Raw genomic sequence first — 18507 nt, 5'->3', positions numbered from 1 at the left:
GTTCTTTAGTCTTCCTATTGCTCAATTTGCAGCTCTATTTTCTATAGTGGCACGGTTAATGAGTAAAATATTTAGGATTTTGGGGATTGGGCATAGTTAAGAACCAATAGTTATTTTCCACTAGCTAGTACAGGCATATAAAAATTCTGTAGTCAGATTCAAGGACACTACAGGAGAAATTAAAATAATCAAATAATTAGAAAATTAGAAAAAAGTTCTCAGATTTCCAAATTTGTTGTTTGTTTATGTAATATTCTTTACAAGCCGATCGCGAATTGTTTGGAGTTGGTCTTGAGTTTTGATTGGCTCTCGCGGTGCTGGCAATTCAGTATTTGGCCAGTTAGGTAAATCATTGCAGGGACATAACAATGCCGGCATCCCGACGTTTCGCGCGGCTACTGGCATACTGCATCGGCCACAAAGTAGCATATCCCATGCTGATGTCAACAATTCAGCAATAGTCTCATGTGTACCCTCAAGGTAACAATCACCCGATTCCGGTGAAATAATTTTTTGCCAGCATTCTTCAAATTCTTGACTATAGCGATCGCCATTTAGCACCGATTCAGGCAAAAAGCTTGCCTTACCGTTGCCCGTAATCACTTTCTTACCCAACTGAAACCAGTAGGCAAGATATCCTTTAACTTCTTGTTTGGTTGCCATATTACAATTCTAGATTTTAGATTTTAGATTTGGGATTAATTTGAATCAACAGTTAAGAATCTTGACTCCTGAATGTTCCAGCATCAGCTCTATTTGGCAATGGCGAACCAAGGATGCTGAGATTGAGAACATGGCCGCCAGTCACTAAATAAACAGTTTCGCTAAGTGTTGCTAGCTGGCGTACTAAAGAACCGAGGCGATCGCGAAACGCCCTTCCAAGGGGATAAGCTGGTATCACACCCCAACCGACCTCTTCTGCTACAAACAGCATATCAGCAGCAACCAATTCCACCGTCTCTAAAAACTCTGCAAGGGTATTTTCCCAGCTAGATTCGTCCTGTTCTAGGAGATTAGCAACCCAAGTCCCTAAAGAATCAACTAAGAGGCAAGTATAGGGTTTGGCATCAGCGAGGGTAGCAGACAGTTCCACAGGTACAGATAGAGTTACCCAGTCTTGGGGACGACGTTGTTGGTGTTCTAAAATGCGTTGATGCCATTCTTCATCGTCTGGGTTATCGGTGGCTGTTGCTATATAAACAACTGCTTTTCCTGACTGCATAGCTAAAGTTTCTGCCCATTCGCTTTTACCAGATCGTGCTGGCCCTGTTACTAAGATGATTTTACCCAAAGTTTTTTACTGAATATTTTAACAAAAGAGGCAGGAGGCAGTGTTTCGACTACATACCCACGGTTACAATTGATCGCCACATTTTTTTACTTCATTGGTGAGATTTTTTGTTTCAAATAACTTTTAAGGGATAAAATTAGCACCAACATCATTAGATGCTACAACTGGCAAAAGCCAAAAATCCCAACTACCCCATTCTTAATTATTCAATACTACTGGGGACAGCAAACTTTAGGATGTCTTTATGAACGCAGGCTTAAAACGCATTGAAGCAACTCTACACGATTTAGGGAATCGCGGCACTGACTCTACTGCCGAAACAACTGATTCGACAACAAAACGGCCTTTCTCTTTTAGAATCAGCGTCGGAGCTAACGAACCTACAGAAAGTACACAAATTCCATCCTCTCAGGATGGGGAAGTCAAATCACAAGGAAAAACAGTTGACTCAAGTGTAAATACTGAGATTGATTATCCTTCTGACCAAAATTTCTTTCCTCATCATGAATCTGTGCAGACCTTTCAAGCAGAAGAGAATGGTAACAGAACACCCAGCCTACCCAAGTTGAAAACTCCGACTTTCAGTAGTCATCGCCACGGTGCGAATCCAGCATTAGCGATGAATCTATTGCAAGAAATTCAGGAAACTGTCGCTGGCTGGCAAATAGAATTGCAAAATATATTAAAACAAATTCAGGATATTTACTTAGAAGGGCCAATTGTCAATGGCTGGTTAGAATCCAATCCCACCGAACCAGAACCAGGAGGAACTGCGACACTGCGCCATGCAGAAGTTGACCGCCTAATGAACTACGTAGAAGAAATTTGTGCCGCTGGTGGAAAAGTATCTTATCAATCATCTATTACTGGCTATCGCCTCTGTGGTGTAGACGATACTGGTAAAGTTTGGTCGCGTCCATGTCCACCGGATCAGGTTCCCAATGTTAGTATGGCGATCGCTCGTTACCAAAAGTTACGTCAACTGTTAGGGCGCAAGCAATCTTTGGAAACCCGCCTTAGCCAACTGGCACAAACTCTTGTAGTTTTACACAGTCATATTCAACAAACGTAAAGTTTTAAAGATTATTTCCGAAGAAACTCGGTTGGTAGGTCGGTAACTTTTGGTTTAGATTAACTCTCAGCAGTTATAGCGTTGGATTTAAGATTTTAATCTAAAATCGTTCGACTGAGCGTAGCGTTCCGCAGGAAAGCCCCAAATCTCAAATCCAAAATTAAATCTATGCCAGATACTCAAATCTCTGCCATTATCTGTACTCACAATCGAGATACCTATTTAGGGGCTGCAATTGATAGTCTTTTAGAGCAGGATTTTGCTGCTGATTTTGAAATTGTGATAGTTGATAATGGATCTAGCGATCGCACTCGTGAGGTTGTAGAAGAAAGGGCCCACAATCTGCGCCTGAAGTATGTTTTTGAACCCACCATTGGTTTATCTGTCGCCCGTAACACGGGTGCAAAGGTAGCCAGTGGTGATATTCTTGCTTATCTAGATGACGATGCCGTTGCCAGTAAGGGCTGGCTACAAGTTTTATATTCTGCTTATTACAATAATTCTAAGCTAGCGATCGCAGGTGGCAAAGTCACTCTCCTGTGGCCCCCAGGAATTCAACAACCACGATGGCTATCTCCGGGGCTAGCTGCAAATCTGGGTGCATACGACTTAGGTGATAGTAACATCTACATTGAGCAACCTGGCTTAACACCCAGAGGCTTAAATTATTCCATCCGCCGCAGTTTCCTAGAAGAAATTGGCGGTTTCGATCCCCATCTCGGTCGAGTGGGTAAAAATTTATTATCTAACGAAGAACTGCAAATGACCGAATTTGCTCTACAGCGTGGTTGGCAAGTCGCTTATATTCCCGAAGCACTCGTCGCTCACAATGTTGCTCCAGAGCGCCTCCAACGCTCCTGGTTTTTAAACCGAGGCTGGTGGCAGGGTATCAGTGAATGCTATCGAGAACAACTCGCTGGTAAAGCTGGGATCGCTCAATTACAGCGAGGTAGCGAACGGTTTGTGCGAGGCTTGTATAAGGCTTTACAGTATTTCTCCGATCCAGCAGAACGGTTTGACAAACTGGTGTATGCTTACGGTCAGATTGGTTACTTAAATGCTGCTATTCAGGGTCTTTTATCTACATCAAATAAGAAATAACCAGTAACATAATTTTTACTCAATATGTCATCTAAAATACCAGTTTCAGTACTAATTCCGGCAAAAAACGAACAAGCTAACTTGCCTGCTTGCCTTACTAGCCTCAGCAGAGCAGATGAAATATTTGTAGTAGATTCTCAAAGTACCGACAACAGCATTGAAATTGCTAAAAGTCACGGTGTAAATGTCGTGCAATTCAACTTCAATGGACGCTGGCCGAAAAAGAAAAATTGGTCTTTAGATAATTTGCCTTTTCGTAATGAATGGGTGCTAATTGTAGATTGTGATGAGCGTATCACCCCCGAACTCTGGGAAGAAATTGAACAAGCAATTCAAAATGATGAATATACAGGTTATTATCTCAACCGCCGCGTATTTTTCTTAGGAAAATGGATTCGTTATGGTGGGAAATATCCTGATTGGAATCTACGTTTATTTCAACATAAAAAAGGTCGCTACGAAAATCTAAATACAGAAGATATTCCTAATACTGGTGATAACGAAGTTCACGAACACGTGGTTTTGCAGGGGAAAGTTGGGTATCTCAAAAATGATATGCTCCACGAAGACTTCCGCGACCTTTACCACTGGTTAGAACGCCACAACCGATATTCAAACTGGGAAGCCAGGGTTTATTTTAATATTCTTACGGGTAAAGATGATAGCGGCACTATCGGCGCTAATCTATTTGGCGATGCCGTGCAACGCAAACGATTTCTGAAAAAAGTTTGGGTACACCTGCCATTTAAACCGATGTTGCGGTTTATTTTGTTTTATATAATTCAACGCGGTTTTTTAGATGGCAAAGCAGGATATATATATGGGCGATTGCTGAGTCAATATGAATATCAGATTGGCGTTAAACTTTACGAATTACGCAACTGTGGTGGTCACTTAAATACTGCAACTATCCCGAAGGAGGGAGCAGAGGAACAGGGGAGCAGAGAAGCAGAAGCAAAGCTATTGACCATTGATTCCTGATAATGACTAATGACCAACCTTTCGTAGATTTACGCAAATATGACCAATCTTGGTTTGACCGGGGACGTCCAAGTTGGTATGTTTTATTATGGTGGTTTGTACAAGCGATCGCCTTTCCCCTCACTCCTCAACCGTTAAATATTCTGCGTTGTGCTTTGCTACGATTATTTGGCGCTCGTATCGGCAAAGGTGTATTAATTCGACCTACAGCCCGCTTTACCTACCCCTGGAAAGTCACCATTGGCAACTACAGTTGGATTGGAGATAACGTAGTTTTATATAGCCTCGATCAGATTCATATCGGTGAACATTGCGTAATTTCCCAAAAAAGTTATCTGTGTACTGGTACTCACGATCTCCAAGATCCTGCCTTTGGGTTGAAAACAGCGAGTATTACCATTGAAAATGGTGCATGGGTAGCAGCAGATTGTTTTGTTGGGCCAGGGGTGCAAATCGGGGCTAATGCTGTGATTGGCGCTCGTAGTAGTGTTTTTACTAATATGCCTTCTGGACAAGTTTGTTGGGGAAGCCCTTGTCGCCCCAAAACGGCTCGGCTAAAACTCGATCCCTCCACAACCCCGTGATTTTATAGATTAAACGTAGTAAGGGCGTACAGCTAGCTGTGCGCCCTTAACTGTCGGTTAGAGATCGTGAACAAGTGGAGTCAGACGAGAATCAGCAGAGGCTTTAGTTTAATAATTGACGATTCAGACCAAGTGAAAAAGTGGTAATTTTACTGCTGGAGTAGGAAGGCAGTATATCGGAGAAATTGGCAAAACAAATAATGGAATAGTAGCAGTAACAACGCATTTATGTGATGGTGTTAAAACCCTTTTGTCTCAGCCCTACACCTCAAGCGACTTGTTAAGAAATTTACGGATGATGATTAGCACAAAGTAGAGTTTGTCATTTGTCATTAGTGAATAACCAATGCCCAATGCCTAAGCAAAATGGTAAGTCGCAGTGGTAATATGTTTTCATGGCTGCTCTAATCCTTGCTATTGATGAACAAACTATTGGATGAAACGCTGTCAATCAAAATTGCTGAACAGATAAACAGCAGAGCTAGCACTCCGTTTGATAATGCTTATAAAGCAGCATTATCTACTGAGGGAGCAAAGTATATTCAGGGATTTTTAGCTTTTGCTGGGAAGCCATATAGACCGATTGAACACAGTTGGATTGAGCTAGACGACGCCTCTAATGTTCGCATTATCGATCCCACATTACCTCACCTGAACAAAAATCCCCAAGAAATCTGGTATTTTGCAGCACATAGTCTGACTGTTAAAAAACTGAAAGCTATTATTGAAGAATCAAAAGAAGATTATCCAGAAGATGATCCATTGCCAATTTATGGCGATCCACCTTATGAATATTACGGTGATGTAATGTTGGGTGGCCAAGACTATCTGGCAGCATATCAAGCCGCAGAGGTTAAGTGCAGAGAAATCAACGAACTCAACCCTGAGAGTAACTAATAAAAATCAATTAAATAATTCATAATTACGAATTACGTTACTACCACTTTGCTACAATTCCGATCGTTGAGGAGATATTCTACGGCGTCAGAGACTTATAAGTAATTTTTTTTACTTTTTACTTTTTCTGTGCTAATGTCTGTAGCCATTCAATCAGTGGTCTTAAGGTTCCTGGCAATGCTGACTCACTGACAGTCACAGTATGCTGCTTACCGTTATCTTCTACTGTTAATTTATATTGAAAGCGATCGCTCTGGGGATTTGGCGAAGTAATTAGTTCCGGTAGCCTAAATAAATCAGCAACTTCGACTAGTTGGGGAAGTGTAGCAGCTTCATGTGGCGGGAGAGTATCTGTATCAACGGTTGTCTTCTTGGTAATTCCAGCAAAGCCGCCCGTGCGTTCAAATGATACCCGCATTTTTTTTGCTCTCCGTTGTGTTATTTAGTTGGAATACATACTAAGACTGGGAGATGATAGTTCTCATCTCCCAGTTTAACAACAACAAACAACAGATTAATCAGTCCTGAGTACTGAATGAGGCAGTGGAAGATGTTGAACATTTATTCCTAACTCCTCACTTATCACTCCTAACTCCTAGATAACTCCTACCTTTTGCCAAGCATTTTGCACAGCTTTTTGCTCATTGCTGTCATTACCGTAGAGTTCGCCAGCAACTTGAATGGTGACACTGGCAGCTTTTTTAAAATCTGCTTTGGCACGCAAGCGATCGCGTAAAGCTATGTACCATATTTTGCCAGCTTTTTCCCAAGCATATCCACCAATTTCAACAGCCGCTAAATAAAAAGCATGGTTAGGGATTCCTGAGTTTATATGCACTCCAGCATTATCTTCAACACCAGTATATTTATCTTTCATGTGAGCTGGTTGGGGATCTTTACCCAATACCGAATCATCATAAGCTGTTCCCGGTAATTTCATTGACCGGAGGGCAATACCTTTGACAGTCGGTACTAAAAGCCCTTCACCAATCAGCCAGTCAGCCTCTTGTGCAGTCTGATTTTTGGACTTTTGTTTCACCAGGGAACCAAAGACATCAGAAAACGATTCATTTAGTGCGCCAGGTTCGCCATAATACTGTAAACCCGCTTCATACTGAGTTATCCCATGAGCTAACTCATGCCCAATCACATCGATTGATTTCGTAAAGCGCTGAAACATTTCTCCGTCGCCATCACCATAAACCATTTGGTCGCCGTTCCAAAAGGCGTTGTCGTATTTAACGCCATAATGCACGGTGGAGTCTAAACGTAGTCCTTTGTCATCAATAGAATTGCGATCGAATATTTCATGAAATAAGTCATAAGTAGCACCAGCAGCATCGTAGGCTTCATTTACAGCTGCATCACTACTTGGTGGATCTCCTTCACCACGCACCAATGTGCCAGGGAGCTGCTGTCCATATTTTGCATCGTATATGGTGCGCCGCTTTTCACCCGGTGAAGGTGCAAAGGAAACACTACCTATGACATCTCTGCGTCCGCGAAGCTGTGCCGAAACATTTAATGTATGAAAAGCCCAACTCCGCTGCTGAGGATTGCCATTCACCACGACATTTTCCAGCATGTGGGGCGGAATAATACAACAAATAGGGCATCTAGAGACAAGTGGATGCTCATACTTAAACCCAGCTGATTTCTTTTTATTTCGAGCCATCCAAGATATTCTCCTTTTGAAACTAAGTGATGGCAAACAGTGGCTTTAACTCCACTGGAGAAAGGAGCAGAAAAACGAATCCAAATCGCGTGTCCCTGGTTTTTTCTGAAGGAAATTTTCTACTCTGTATTTTTGGATAGGTCTGTAGAGGATTGATAGTATCCTCACGGGTACTTATGATGTGGAAATATTGTATAAAAACACCAAGCCAGCTTAATTACCACAAGTTTTAGCTAAAATCCTTGTGTGAGTTAGCAAGACCTCCTTTACAGACCTAATGCGTTTATATGTTAGTTCTTATCAACAGAAATAATATTATTTATTGCTGTTTTGTTACTATCAAGTTGTTAATGCTATAAATGCCTATTGGAGACAGGGGAATCTCAAATCTAGGCATCCAAAACCTAAAATTTTCACAAACAACCACCAAACACCGCCAGACCATAATATTTCCAAGGTACTGCAACTGTCTTAAATCCAGCTTTGCTCAACATTTGGAAATGAGTATCCAAGCTAGCTAACTGGTCTTGACTGGAGTAACCTTGAGTGCTGCTTGTGCCAAGCTTCGCACGAATTTCTGTTAAACTAGTTCTTTGTTCAACTGCCCATTCCTCTCGTGCTGCCTGGTAAACTTCTGCTAAGGCTGGCGATTCTGGTAGAGTAGGGTCTGCATTCCAAAAACAGCCGTCTTGAGTGAGACTAGCAGCGATTCGCTCAAATAATTTCAATTTCATCTCATCTTGGAGATGGTGAATTGCCAAAGATGAGACACAAGCATCAAATTCGCTACCAATATCCAAGTTCTCTGGATTATTTGCCCAGTCACCAAAATCTGCTTGTATACCAGTCCAGCGTTGTTGATATCCAGCTGCTGTGATTTTATCTTGGGCAAATTGCAACATTCTAGGTGAGTAATCTAGAGCAATTACTTGGGCATCTGGAAAGCGGTTGAGTATCTTGAGACTAAGTTCGCTCGTACCACAACCTAATTCTAAAATACGCCGACTTGTAGAAGGTAGACAACGGGTAATTACCTCCAACATCTCATTGTATCGCGGTAACAGTTGGCGAATACCAGTGTCAAAATCCGCAGTGTTGGCGAATACTTCTCCGGGAAATAATTGTTGCATGAGGATTGGAACTAATATATACACTAATCAATATTCCCAAGCAATTTTGGGAACACCTTCTAAAGTTGTAACATCATCTAAAATTAAGAATCTATCACACCTCAATTGAAAACCACTATAGTAAAGTCGCTTTGCTTCAATTAAAAATTCAAAATTCAATCAGTGAGGCTTGTAAGTAGGTAAATATAATTAAATATCAAATAAACTCATAGTTTGTAGTGAGCGATTTATCGCTCAAAGCAAAAATTATCAGGACTAAAGTCCTTACTACAAACTTTAAATTTATTTATGTCTAGATACTTACCCAATAATAATTAAAATTATTATTAACTTTTAATTAAAAAAAGTCACGAAAGAACCGTTTTTTCTCTTAGCCAAGCAATTAAGTTTTTGACTTTTCCTTTTAAACTGTATTGAGAAGTATCAATTGTGTTAGCTTCTGGCATATCAGAAATCAACTTTGCGACTAACGCCAACTTCTCTGAAACCATTTTTGATTGCTCCTAACAATTTTAAACTCAAAAAATCGTTGATGAACCATTTTCTAGATCGCCAGAATAATATCATTCATGATAGTTCAAATCACTAGTTTACGAACCTGCCAGGGAAGGTTTTATCTCTTTAGGTGGAGTTTATAGCCGCCATATTGAGTTCCCAGACAGGCTGCTAGGTAAGCAAGAGAAGGTTTTTTGGGGATACTGATACCCCTGTTACTCGTCAATTTGACCGACGCGGCGGATGTTCAAAATGTCGCTCATTTTCTTAATTTGGACGAAGACTTGCTCTAGTTGAGAGCGATCGCGTATATCTATTCCTAAGTCGATCAATGCAGGTTGGCCAGTAGAGGTTTTCACCTGGGCATGACGGACGTTAATCCCTTGGTCGCTTAACCGTGACAAAATATCCTTTAGCACCCCTACACGATCCAGGGCTTCAATTTGTACATCTACTGGGTACGTATGCGGACGGCCACTACTTTCGGCGGCTGGGTTCCACCTAACTGGTACTAAGCGTTCATACTCCACAGTCTCCAGATTATGGCAGCCTTGGCGATGAATTGAAATCCCCCTACCTCGCGTCACCACACCAATAATTGGTTCGCCAGGAATCGGGGTACAACACCCAGCTAAATAATATACCAAACCTTCCACCCCAAAAATTGGCGAATCACTGGAGCGTGAGGTAGTTGGAGGTGCATCTCGTAAAGCTTTTGATGTACTTGCTTCTTTAGGGATAAATGGCGACACAGTGGCAACTGGTTGTTGTCCCTTTGCTACTTCTCGCCAGCGATTTAGCACTAGGTTCAACGTAATTTCTCCGTAACCCAAACCGGCGAGTAAATCTTCCACGCTATGGTAGTTACACTTTTCGGCGACAATCTGCATTGCATCCGACTTCAGCAGACTATCAAAACCAGTTTTACCCAGTTCCTTTTCTAACAGTTCCCGTCCACGGGCGACATTTTCTTCCCGACGCGATCGCTTGTACCATTGTTTAATCCGATATTTCGCCGCCGAAGTTCTGACAAAGTTCAACCAATCCAAACTCGGATGGCAGTTCTTTTGGGTGAGAACTTCTACAATATCGCCATTGTGTAGCCGCGTTGACAGTGGCACCATTCGCCCATTCACCCGCGCCCCTGAACAGTGGTTTCCGACTTCTGTATGAATGCGATAAGCAAAATCTACAGTGGTAGCACCAGGACTTAAAGGCACAACATCCCCCTTAGGGGTGAAGACATAGACATCATCTTCAAATAGATTATCTTTGACGCTATCAAGATATTCTTGGGCATCCTTAAGATCGGTTTGCCATTCCAGCAGCTGCCGCAGCCAAGTAAACTTGTCATCTGTGCCTGTCAAATGGCTAATGCTAGAACCACCTGTTTCTTTATACTTCCAATGAGCGGCAATCCCATACTCGGCGATATGATGCATTTCGATTGTCCGAATTTGCACTTCTAAAGGACGGCCAGTTAATCCAATCACCCCAGTATGCAATGACTGGTAACGGTTAGGCTTTGGCAGTCCAATATAGTCCTTAAATCTCCCAGGAATTGGGCGAAAAGCATCATGAACCACCGCCAACGCCCGATAGCATTCCTCATTGGTTTGAACAATTATTCGCAGCGCCGCCAAATCGTAAATTTCATGAAATTCCTTTTGCTGGCGGTGCATTTTTTGATAAATGCTATAAAGGTGCTTGGGACGACCGCTGATATCTTGAAAGTGGATTCCGGCTTGCTGCAAACGTTCTCGCAAAATATCTGTAGCTTTGGCCAACTTCTCTTCTCGCGCCGTCCGTTTTTCGGAAACATGCTCCTGCATTTCGCGAAAAGCTTCTGGTTCCAAATACTTAAAAGCCAAATCTTCCAGTTCCCATTTAATTCGCCAAATCCCCAAGCGATTGGCTAAAGGTGCGAATATATCTCGCGTTTCCTGGGCACTGCGGCGGCGGCTGGCCTCTGACATATATTGTAAAGTTCGCATATTATGCAAACGATCTGCCAATTTCACCACAATTACCCGAATATCTTGCGCCATTGCCAAAAACATCCGCCGGAAGTTTTCGGCTTGACTTTCGGTTTTGCTGGTGAAATTGATTTTAGAAAGCTTGGTGACACCTTCGACCAATTGCCGCACTTCTGCGCCAAAGCGTTCTTCTATTTCTTGACTTGTTACTTCTGTATCTTCAACGACATCATGGAGAAATCCAGCTGCTATCATAGCAGCACTGCCTCCCAAGTCACGCAGCAATTCAGCTACAGCAATGGGATGGGCGATGTATGGTTCTCCCGATTTGCGGTATTGACCTTGATGGAGTTGGTAAGCAAATTCAAATGCTCGACCAATTAAGACGGCATCATTATGCCTTCGGTCATCTTCCCCTGTGCCGCTAGTTGTCGATGACTCCTTCAAACATTTTTTTAACCATTCGGGAATGGCAAGGTCAACTGATGAATTTATCGCTATACTGCTCATACAATTTGGGTTTGAATGGATCGGTAGATAAGTGAATGATAAATAAAACTAGCAGCATCGCCCTGAAAAGATGCTGTTGCCCAAAGAAGGGTGGAAAAAGCAGTGTAAGGATGATTCTCCAATTGCAATAGCGCACTGTTAGCAACGCAGGAGCATCTGGTAGTCATCCAGTTTGAGTTTCAAGGATCGTTAAAGAAAGAAAATCCATTGATGGCAAACAAAGCCCCAAATCAAGATTTGAGGCTTTTAGTGCTGATAAGTCTTTAAGAAAGTTTATTGTAGAAGAAAAATTACTTGACATTAATACTATCTTAACTAGCACTGGATGTCTTTAAACCGCGATCAATATCTGGCATTCGTAACTTTGTTAGAGCAATTACGCTCCGATGCCACAACTACCCAAATCGTTGCTTCAGAACTGCGGCAGCGTGTAGCCACGTTGCAGCAATTTTTTGGGCAACAGATTGTGCCTTTGGCTGATGAAAACTGGCGAGTGCAGTCTTATCAAACGGAGATGAGCAAGCAATTGCGCCTGTTGACAATAGATGTGATGTTTTTTCAAGGAGCGCGGCAAGCATCTACTGCACAAACGAGACTTCAAACGATTAGCGATCGCTTGACAACCCTCATTCAATACTGTGATGCTATTCTGCAACCAGAAGCGGAAGGAGAAAAATAACAATTGTTCACCTTTTTCTCTAATCCCTCCATCATCTCATTTATGACCTATGATGGAAAGTTATTTTGCTAACAAGTTGGGAATTGATAAAGGTGAGTGGGGAATAGGGAGATATGCGTTATTGAGAACCCTTGTAGAGACGTAGCACTGCTACGTCTCTACATTCTTTTGCCTTTCAACCAGCACTAATACCTTTGAGGAGAAGATTCATAGTGCGGCGCATGTATGCTTCTACTGGCTCGGTTGTGGGTTTGAAGATCAGTGCATAATATAGTGAACCGCTTACAAGGTCGATAATTAAGTCTACATCTGCATCCTTGTGAATTTCGCCTCTGGACTTGGCACGCTCAAGTATTTTAGAAAAGGCTTCACGTCTGAGTTTCGTATATTTTGTCCAATAAACCTCGGCAAATTGAGGATTGCTAGACGCTGTACTAACAATCAGCGCAAGTGTCTGACGGCCAAGGGGACTATCTATTTTTTTGGCGGCATTCTTAATCAGGATATCCATGTCTCCCCAAAAGCTGTCGGTATCGGGGATCGCTAAATCATCTCTGAGACTTTCTATTGCGTCTGCAACTAGTTCTTCTTTGGAAGTGTAACGCCGATAGATAGTCGTTTTACCAACTCCAGCACGAGAAGCGATCGCTTCTATACTCATGCTTTCATATCCTACCTCTGCAAGCAAATCCAAAGTTGCTTGCAGAATAGCTTGATCGGCATGGATGCTGCGTGGGCGTCCAGAGGTGCTGTTGATTTGCTTACTCATAAAAATATCATCCCCAAGCAATATCTTCTTAGCCATTTGCTTCTACTTTTGGGCATAGAACATAGCTTCTGGGAAAGGAAATAAGCCTCATAACCCAATTCTCATGCCCTAAAACAGCAGCAATGACCATCCATCTTTAGCATAGGTATTTCTGCCGCTTTTCAGGAAAAACTCTCTTGACCGTTTTTATATGATACGCTACCGTAGCGTATATATACAATACTTAATTTTAGCTTTGGCATTCCTTGACATCTCCCAAATATTATTTGTGCTAAATAATGGCTACCAACATTAAAAGTTCTAGTTTTGACGAATTTGGTTATGTCCACGGCCCATTGAAGTGGGCGATCGCTTTTACGGCTTCTCTTGGTGCGATACTAGAAGTAATTGATACTAGTATTGTTAACGTTGCGCTGACAGATATACAGGCTAGTTTGGGTGCAACTGTTAGTGAAGTCGGCTGGGTGGTAACGGGATATGCGATCGCAAATGTCGTCTTAATTCCCTTATCTGCATGGCTGGGAGATTACTTTGGACGCAAAACCTACTTTATCTTCTCGTTGATTGGCTTTACCCTCGCCTCGGTTTTATGCGGTTTGGCATTTAATCTGCCGATGCTAGTTTTTTCTCGAATTCTTCAAGGTTTGTGTGGTGGCGGGTTGCTAGCTAAAGCCCAAGCGATTTTGTTCGAGACTTTTCCACCTGCTGAACAGGGTTTAGCACAGGCAGTTTTTGGGGTAGGTGTAATTGCTGGCCCAGCCATCGGCCCGACTTTAGGGGGATTTTTGGTAGATGGTTTAGGCTGGCGGTGGATTTTCTTTGTTAATATTCCCTTCGGGATCGTTGCAGTGGCGATGTCAGTGGTATTTTTGCCCAAAGACAAAGATAAGAGTGAGACACAAAGCCAAGCCGTCGATTGGTTCGGGATTGGGTTTTTAGTTATCGCTATTGGCTGTATGCAAACTTTGTTAGAGGAAGGAGAGAAAGAAGACTGGTTTTCTTCCAGTTTCATCACCACGTTAGCGATCGCCAGTATTATCGGCTTGGGGTTGTTTGTTTGGTACGAATTTAGAATAGCCCATCCTGCTGTGGATTTGAGAGTTTTGCGCCACCGTTCTTTAGCTGCGGGAAGCGTTCTCTCAGCGGTGGTGGGTATGGGGCTTTATGGGACGCTCTTTGCTGTGCCGATATTTGCTCAAAGTGTACTGCACTTTACGGCAACGCAGACAGGACTATTGTTAGCGCCTGGTGCTTTAGCATCTGCGATCGTTATGGTTTTATTAGGCAAACTGTCTAGTAAAATTGATGCCCGATTTTTAATTGCAATGGGCGCTGTCGGATCGTCTGGAGTCATGTTTCAACTCGCAGCAATTACCCCACAAACTGGCATAGATGATTTATTTTGGCCATTGGTATGGCGTGGGGCTTTTACTGTGTTGATGTTTCTGCCTTTGAGTTTGGCAGTTTTAGGCCCGCTACCCAAACAGGATATTTCTGCCGGCTCTGGTTTCTACAACCTCACCCGACAACTGGGTGGTAGCATTGGCATTGCTCTACTCACCACTTTGCTTGACCGACGAGAAGCTTTTCATCGAGCCATCCTATTAGCAAAACTTAGTCCTTATGACCCCGAAACAAGTCAGCGTCTCGACTTACTCAACGGGGCACTTCAAGGCCAAGGCATGGATGCGACAACAGCGCAACAACAAGCACTAGCTTTATTAAGTCAAACAGTAGATACTCAAGCTGCGATTTTGTCTTACGCAGATTGCTTTCGAGTGGTAGGGATAGGGTTCCTTTGCTCATTACCTCTGTTGCTATTTCTGGGTAAAGGCGGTGCAGGAGCGAAAGCGCCAGTCGGTCACTAGGAGTAAGGTAAATAGCGATCGCATCTCTATTCTAAATTCTCTGACTGCAAAACTACGTAATAACACGGCTTCAGGATTATTCTCTGCCGAAAGTGATAGCAGAAAATTAATACACACTGATCGATCTAGATGAAAAAAGTAAAAGTCCCACTCAGTTTTGAGCGGGACTATATGAAGTCTTATTGCTAAAATGAGAAATCTTGATCTTAGAAAAAGTTCATTATTGTAATAACCCCAACGCTGGTTAACATCATTAAAGCGCCCATAATTATAGACTGGCCTAATGGATTGCTGAATTTTGCGTTGTTCATTTAAGTAAAATCCCTTTTATTAATAGTTCCTTAACCATATCAAAATCAGTATAAATATCTATAAAAGTATTGTAAAACTTAAATTACTGTAAAGTTTCTTAATAAAATCCTCACTTTGGTTTATGTATTAATTGTTGCTAAGTATTATACATGGTTATTTATCTTGTTCCCGCTCTTCATTCTCCATTCTCAAAATGTAGTAATTTCCACACAAAATAATTACCTTATCTCCGAGCGGAATACGTGTCTTGATGGAGTAAGATCGATCTTAATCAAGGTAGAAATATTTGAATAGAAGATTATCATGACAGTCTCCACGGCATCTAGAAACCAAGCGATCGCTTTTGACTTAGACAAATTAAATGAGCAATTTGAAAGTGCCACTCCCAAAGACATACTGGCATGGTCTATAGAAAATATCCCAACGGGACTGGTGCAAACAAGCGCCTTTAACGTGGATGACATGATAATTACTCATATTCTGTACACTGAACTGAAGCATCCCGTTCCTGTAATTTTTCTCGACACCTTGCACCACTTCCCTGAAAGCCTAGAATTGGTAGACAAAGCCATACAAATCTATAACCTAGATTTGCAAACTTTCAAAACTCCAGATGTAGACACTCGCGAAGCCTTTGAAGCCAAATACGGCGACAAACTCTGGGACAAGGATATTGCCAAATTCCACCACATTACAAAAATTGAACCACTGCTACGAGGTCTAGACGAACTCAACAGCGTCGCTTGGATTACCGGACGCCGCCGGGATCAAGCAGTAACCCGTGCGAATATGCCCATATTTGAATTTGATGGTAAAGGTCGGCTGAAAGTAAATCCTATAGCTACTTGGACACGTCAAGATAGTTGGGTTTATGTGGCTGAACATGGAGTCATCTACAATCCCCTCCACGATCAAGGTTATCCCAGCATCGGCGACCAACCCATCACCACCAAAGTAGGTGAAGGTGAAGACGAACGCGCCGGACGCTGGCGGGGAAGTGATAAAACAGAATGCGGAATTCATATTTAGTCATTGGTCATTTGTAATTTGTCATTAGTATTAGACAAAGGGCAAATGACTAAGAACAAAGGACAAATATGATTAAAATCCTCCATCTCTCCGACATCCACATGGGAAGTGGCTTCTCCCACGGACGAATTAATCCGGCGACGGGATTAAACACACGGTTGGAGGATTTTGTCAATACTCTGTCTATATGTATTGACCGAGCGCTGACAGATGCCGTCGATATGGTGATATTTGGTGGCGATGCTTTCCCGGATGCTACACCACCGCCTTATGTACAACAAGCTTTTGCCAGCCAGTTTCGCCGTCTTATGGATGCCAATATTCCCACAGTCCTGTTGGTAGGCAACCACGACCAACATTCCCAAGGACAGGGAGGGGCGAGTTTAAATATTTACCGCACTTTGGGAGTGCCAGGGTTTGTTGTTGGTGATACATTAACTACGCACTGTATCGAAACCCGTAATGGCAAAGTGCAAGTAATTACTCTGCCTTGGCTGACTCGTTCTACCCTGATGACTCGCCAAGAGACTGAAGGTTTGTCTTTGGCGGAAGTCAATCAACTATTAACGGAACGTTTGCGAGTTGTGCTAGAAGGGGAAGTTCGCCGTCTTGACCCCAATGTACCAACTATCCTTTTAGCTCACTTGATGGCTGACAATGCAACCTTGGGTGCAGAACGCTTTTTGGCAGTAGGTAAAGGCTTTACTCTACCCCTATCTTTGTTGACGCGACCTTGTTTTGATTATGTAGCGTTGGGACACGTCCACCGCCATCAAAATCTGAATAAATCCAACAACCCGCCGGTGATTTATCCAGGAAGTATTGAACGGGTAGATTTTAGCGAAGAAAAGGAAGACAAAGGCTATGTCATGCTGGAACTGGAGCGGGGAAGCGCTGAGTGGGAATTTTGTCCCTTAACAGTTCGGACTTTCCAAACCATTGAGGTGGATATCTCGAAAGCAGATGAGCCGCAAGCGTTGTTAATGAAAGCGATCGCTAAATATAATATTCAAGATGCTGTAGTGCGGCTAATTTACAAACTTCGCTCTGAACAGATGGATTTGATTGACAGTTCTTCTTTGCATACTGCTTTAAATCCCGCTCATACCTACACCATTCAAGCAGAATTAGTGAGTCAATTAGCTAGGCCCCGGATTCCTGAATTGAGCGCAAGTAGCAGCATCGACCCAATGGAAGCGTTGAAAACTTACTTAAATAATCGCGAAGACCTGAAAGACATCGCAACCTCAATGATGGATGCAGCCCAGAAGTTGCTAGCAGATGAAGTGGAAGTTTGGCTAGAAGCAGCAACTAATGAGTAGGATAAAGCCAATTAATTGACTAAACTCCACAGTTAATAGATATCTTTGCTGAAATTGACCAGCAACGTCAGATTTACACGTGGATTATAAGTGGGTAAGTAATCTAAAATAACATTGGGTGAAAAAGTACTTAAGTTCTGTGCTAAATCCATCTTTGTCTGTAGAGGAATTTGAGTATGCTAAGACGCAAGCGCGGAGTTATACTCACTTCTGTTGGTTTACAGAAGTTTGAGGAAGCAAGGCACAAGTTTGAGTTTCGAGATAATTTTGGCAAGAGATTCACTCTTGAAGAGTTAAGCTACCGCACGAACTTAGACCCTCTAACAATTAGAAAAGTTTTGAACCGTAGAAAGGGAGTTGACAAGCGAACACTTGAGGCTCTCTTTCTTGGTTTTGATAGCCGCCTATGCGAAGGCTGCTATTCGACCTCAGATCCCAATTGCCGTCAAGATTGGGGGGAAGCTGTTTCTGTCTTAGCATTTTACGGACGTACAGAAGAACTCAGTACTCTGGATGAGTGGTTGCTGAAGGATAGCTGTCGATTAGTGACCATTCTCGGAATGGGTGGAGTAGGGAAAACTAGTCTGTCGATCAAATTGGCAGAACTAATGCAGGACAAATTTGATTGTATTGTCTGGCGATCGCTATATGACGCTCCACCCATTGATACATTCTTGGGTAGCATCATTCAGTTTCTGTCTGACGAGCAAGAAACTGAGGCAGAATTGCCGGAAAGCGTTAGTGATAAGATTTCCCTGCTGCTTAACCCTCTTTTATCACTCTCGACAAAGTATAATTAGGAGCGATCACAAAAAC

Annotated in this window: 18 protein-coding genes and 1 pseudogene; 11 read left to right on the top strand and 8 right to left on the bottom strand. The window is 42.5% G+C overall.

Going from position 1 to position 18507, the window contains the following annotated elements; genetic code table 11:
* Positions 1-243: 243 nt before the first annotated feature.
* Entirely contained in the window at positions 244-663 is a 420-nt protein-coding gene (locus ACM0OX_RS18960) for a hypothetical protein (RefSeq protein WP_414516609.1), read from the bottom strand.
* A 52-nt stretch (positions 664-715) separates the two neighbouring features.
* On the bottom strand, positions 716-1291 hold the full coding sequence (gene cobU, locus ACM0OX_RS18955) for a bifunctional adenosylcobinamide kinase/adenosylcobinamide-phosphate guanylyltransferase (protein WP_414516608.1): 576 nt from the start codon (positions 1289-1291) through the stop codon (positions 716-718).
* 244 nt (positions 1292-1535) lie between these two features.
* On the opposite strand from cobU, the gene ACM0OX_RS18950 reads away from it, so the two are divergent.
* From ACM0OX_RS18950 to ACM0OX_RS18925, 6 genes and pseudogenes are all read left to right on the top strand, one after another.
* Positions 1536-2363: a hypothetical protein gene (locus tag ACM0OX_RS18950; protein WP_414516607.1), complete on the top strand. Its 828-nt coding sequence runs from the start codon at positions 1536-1538 to the stop codon at positions 2361-2363.
* Positions 2364-2531: 168 nt separating this feature from the next.
* Positions 2532-3464: a glycosyltransferase gene (locus ACM0OX_RS18945; protein WP_414516606.1), complete on the top strand. Its 933-nt coding sequence runs from the start codon at positions 2532-2534 to the stop codon at positions 3462-3464.
* A gap of 24 nt (positions 3465-3488) precedes the next feature.
* Positions 3489-4445: a glycosyltransferase family 2 protein gene (locus ACM0OX_RS18940; protein ID WP_414516605.1), complete on the top strand. Its 957-nt coding sequence runs from the start codon at positions 3489-3491 to the stop codon at positions 4443-4445.
* Between the two features lie 2 nt (positions 4446-4447).
* Positions 4448-5029: a hormogonium polysaccharide biosynthesis acetyltransferase HpsU gene (hpsU, locus tag ACM0OX_RS18935; protein WP_414516604.1), complete on the top strand. Its 582-nt coding sequence runs from the start codon at positions 4448-4450 to the stop codon at positions 5027-5029.
* Between the two features lie 54 nt (positions 5030-5083).
* Positions 5084-5279, top strand: a pseudogene (locus ACM0OX_RS18930) (transposase); the annotation flags it as partial.
* Between the two features lie 170 nt (positions 5280-5449).
* A complete protein-coding gene (locus tag ACM0OX_RS18925) occupies positions 5450-5926 on the top strand; it encodes a hypothetical protein (protein WP_414516603.1) in 477 nt (158 codons plus the stop codon).
* A 118-nt stretch (positions 5927-6044) separates the two neighbouring features.
* Here ACM0OX_RS18925 and ACM0OX_RS18920 read toward each other — a convergent pair whose 3' ends face one another.
* From ACM0OX_RS18920 to ACM0OX_RS18900, 5 genes are all read right to left on the bottom strand, one after another.
* A complete protein-coding gene (locus ACM0OX_RS18920; RefSeq protein ID WP_414516602.1) occupies positions 6045-6344 on the bottom strand; it encodes a protealysin inhibitor emfourin in 300 nt (99 codons plus the stop codon).
* A gap of 177 nt (positions 6345-6521) precedes the next feature.
* Positions 6522-7601 (bottom strand): M4 family metallopeptidase, encoded by a 1080-nt coding sequence (locus ACM0OX_RS18915; RefSeq protein WP_414516601.1) that lies wholly within the window; start codon positions 7599-7601, stop codon positions 6522-6524.
* A gap of 413 nt (positions 7602-8014) precedes the next feature.
* Complete coding sequence (locus ACM0OX_RS18910) at positions 8015-8731, bottom strand: class I SAM-dependent methyltransferase (protein ID WP_414516600.1); 717 nt, start codon at positions 8729-8731, stop codon at positions 8015-8017.
* A gap of 347 nt (positions 8732-9078) precedes the next feature.
* Entirely contained in the window at positions 9079-9222 is a 144-nt protein-coding gene (locus tag ACM0OX_RS18905; RefSeq protein ID WP_414516599.1) for a hypothetical protein, read from the bottom strand.
* Positions 9223-9441: 219 nt separating this feature from the next.
* Entirely contained in the window at positions 9442-11712 is a 2271-nt protein-coding gene (locus ACM0OX_RS18900; RefSeq protein WP_414516598.1) for a RelA/SpoT family protein, read from the bottom strand.
* A gap of 325 nt (positions 11713-12037) precedes the next feature.
* On the opposite strand from ACM0OX_RS18900, the gene patD reads away from it, so the two are divergent.
* The gene (gene patD / locus ACM0OX_RS18895; RefSeq protein ID WP_414516597.1) at positions 12038-12391 is read left to right on the top strand and encodes a heterocyst frequency control protein PatD; all 354 of its coding nucleotides are present in this window, start codon (positions 12038-12040) and stop codon (positions 12389-12391) included.
* 175 nt (positions 12392-12566) lie between these two features.
* On the opposite strand, the gene ACM0OX_RS18890 is transcribed toward patD, so the two are convergent.
* Positions 12567-13196: a TetR/AcrR family transcriptional regulator gene (locus ACM0OX_RS18890; RefSeq protein ID WP_414516596.1), complete on the bottom strand. Its 630-nt coding sequence runs from the start codon at positions 13194-13196 to the stop codon at positions 12567-12569.
* A gap of 242 nt (positions 13197-13438) precedes the next feature.
* On the opposite strand from ACM0OX_RS18890, the gene ACM0OX_RS18885 reads away from it, so the two are divergent.
* The 4 genes from ACM0OX_RS18885 (at position 13439) to ACM0OX_RS18870 (ending at position 18491) form a co-directional block, all read left to right on the top strand.
* Positions 13439-15028, top strand: a complete 1590-nt coding sequence (locus ACM0OX_RS18885) for a DHA2 family efflux MFS transporter permease subunit (RefSeq protein WP_414516595.1) — start codon at positions 13439-13441, stop codon at positions 15026-15028.
* 615 nt (positions 15029-15643) lie between these two features.
* Positions 15644-16369, top strand: coding sequence for a phosphoadenosine phosphosulfate reductase (gene cysH / locus ACM0OX_RS18880; RefSeq protein WP_292728759.1), 726 nt, complete (start codon positions 15644-15646; stop codon positions 16367-16369).
* 68 nt (positions 16370-16437) lie between these two features.
* Positions 16438-17691: an exonuclease SbcCD subunit D gene (locus ACM0OX_RS18875; RefSeq protein WP_334836193.1), complete on the top strand. Its 1254-nt coding sequence runs from the start codon at positions 16438-16440 to the stop codon at positions 17689-17691.
* A gap of 176 nt (positions 17692-17867) precedes the next feature.
* Entirely contained in the window at positions 17868-18491 is a 624-nt protein-coding gene (locus ACM0OX_RS18870; protein WP_414516594.1) for an NB-ARC domain-containing protein, read from the top strand.
* Positions 18492-18507: the final 16 nt, after the last annotated feature.

It is taken from the genome of Nostoc sp. PCC 9305 (genome assembly GCF_963920915.1).
Classification (GTDB): Bacteria; Cyanobacteriota; Cyanobacteriia; order Cyanobacteriales; family Nostocaceae; genus Nostoc.
Note: the sequence above shows the minus strand (reverse complement) of the source record. Positions and strands in the feature narration are given on the sequence as shown.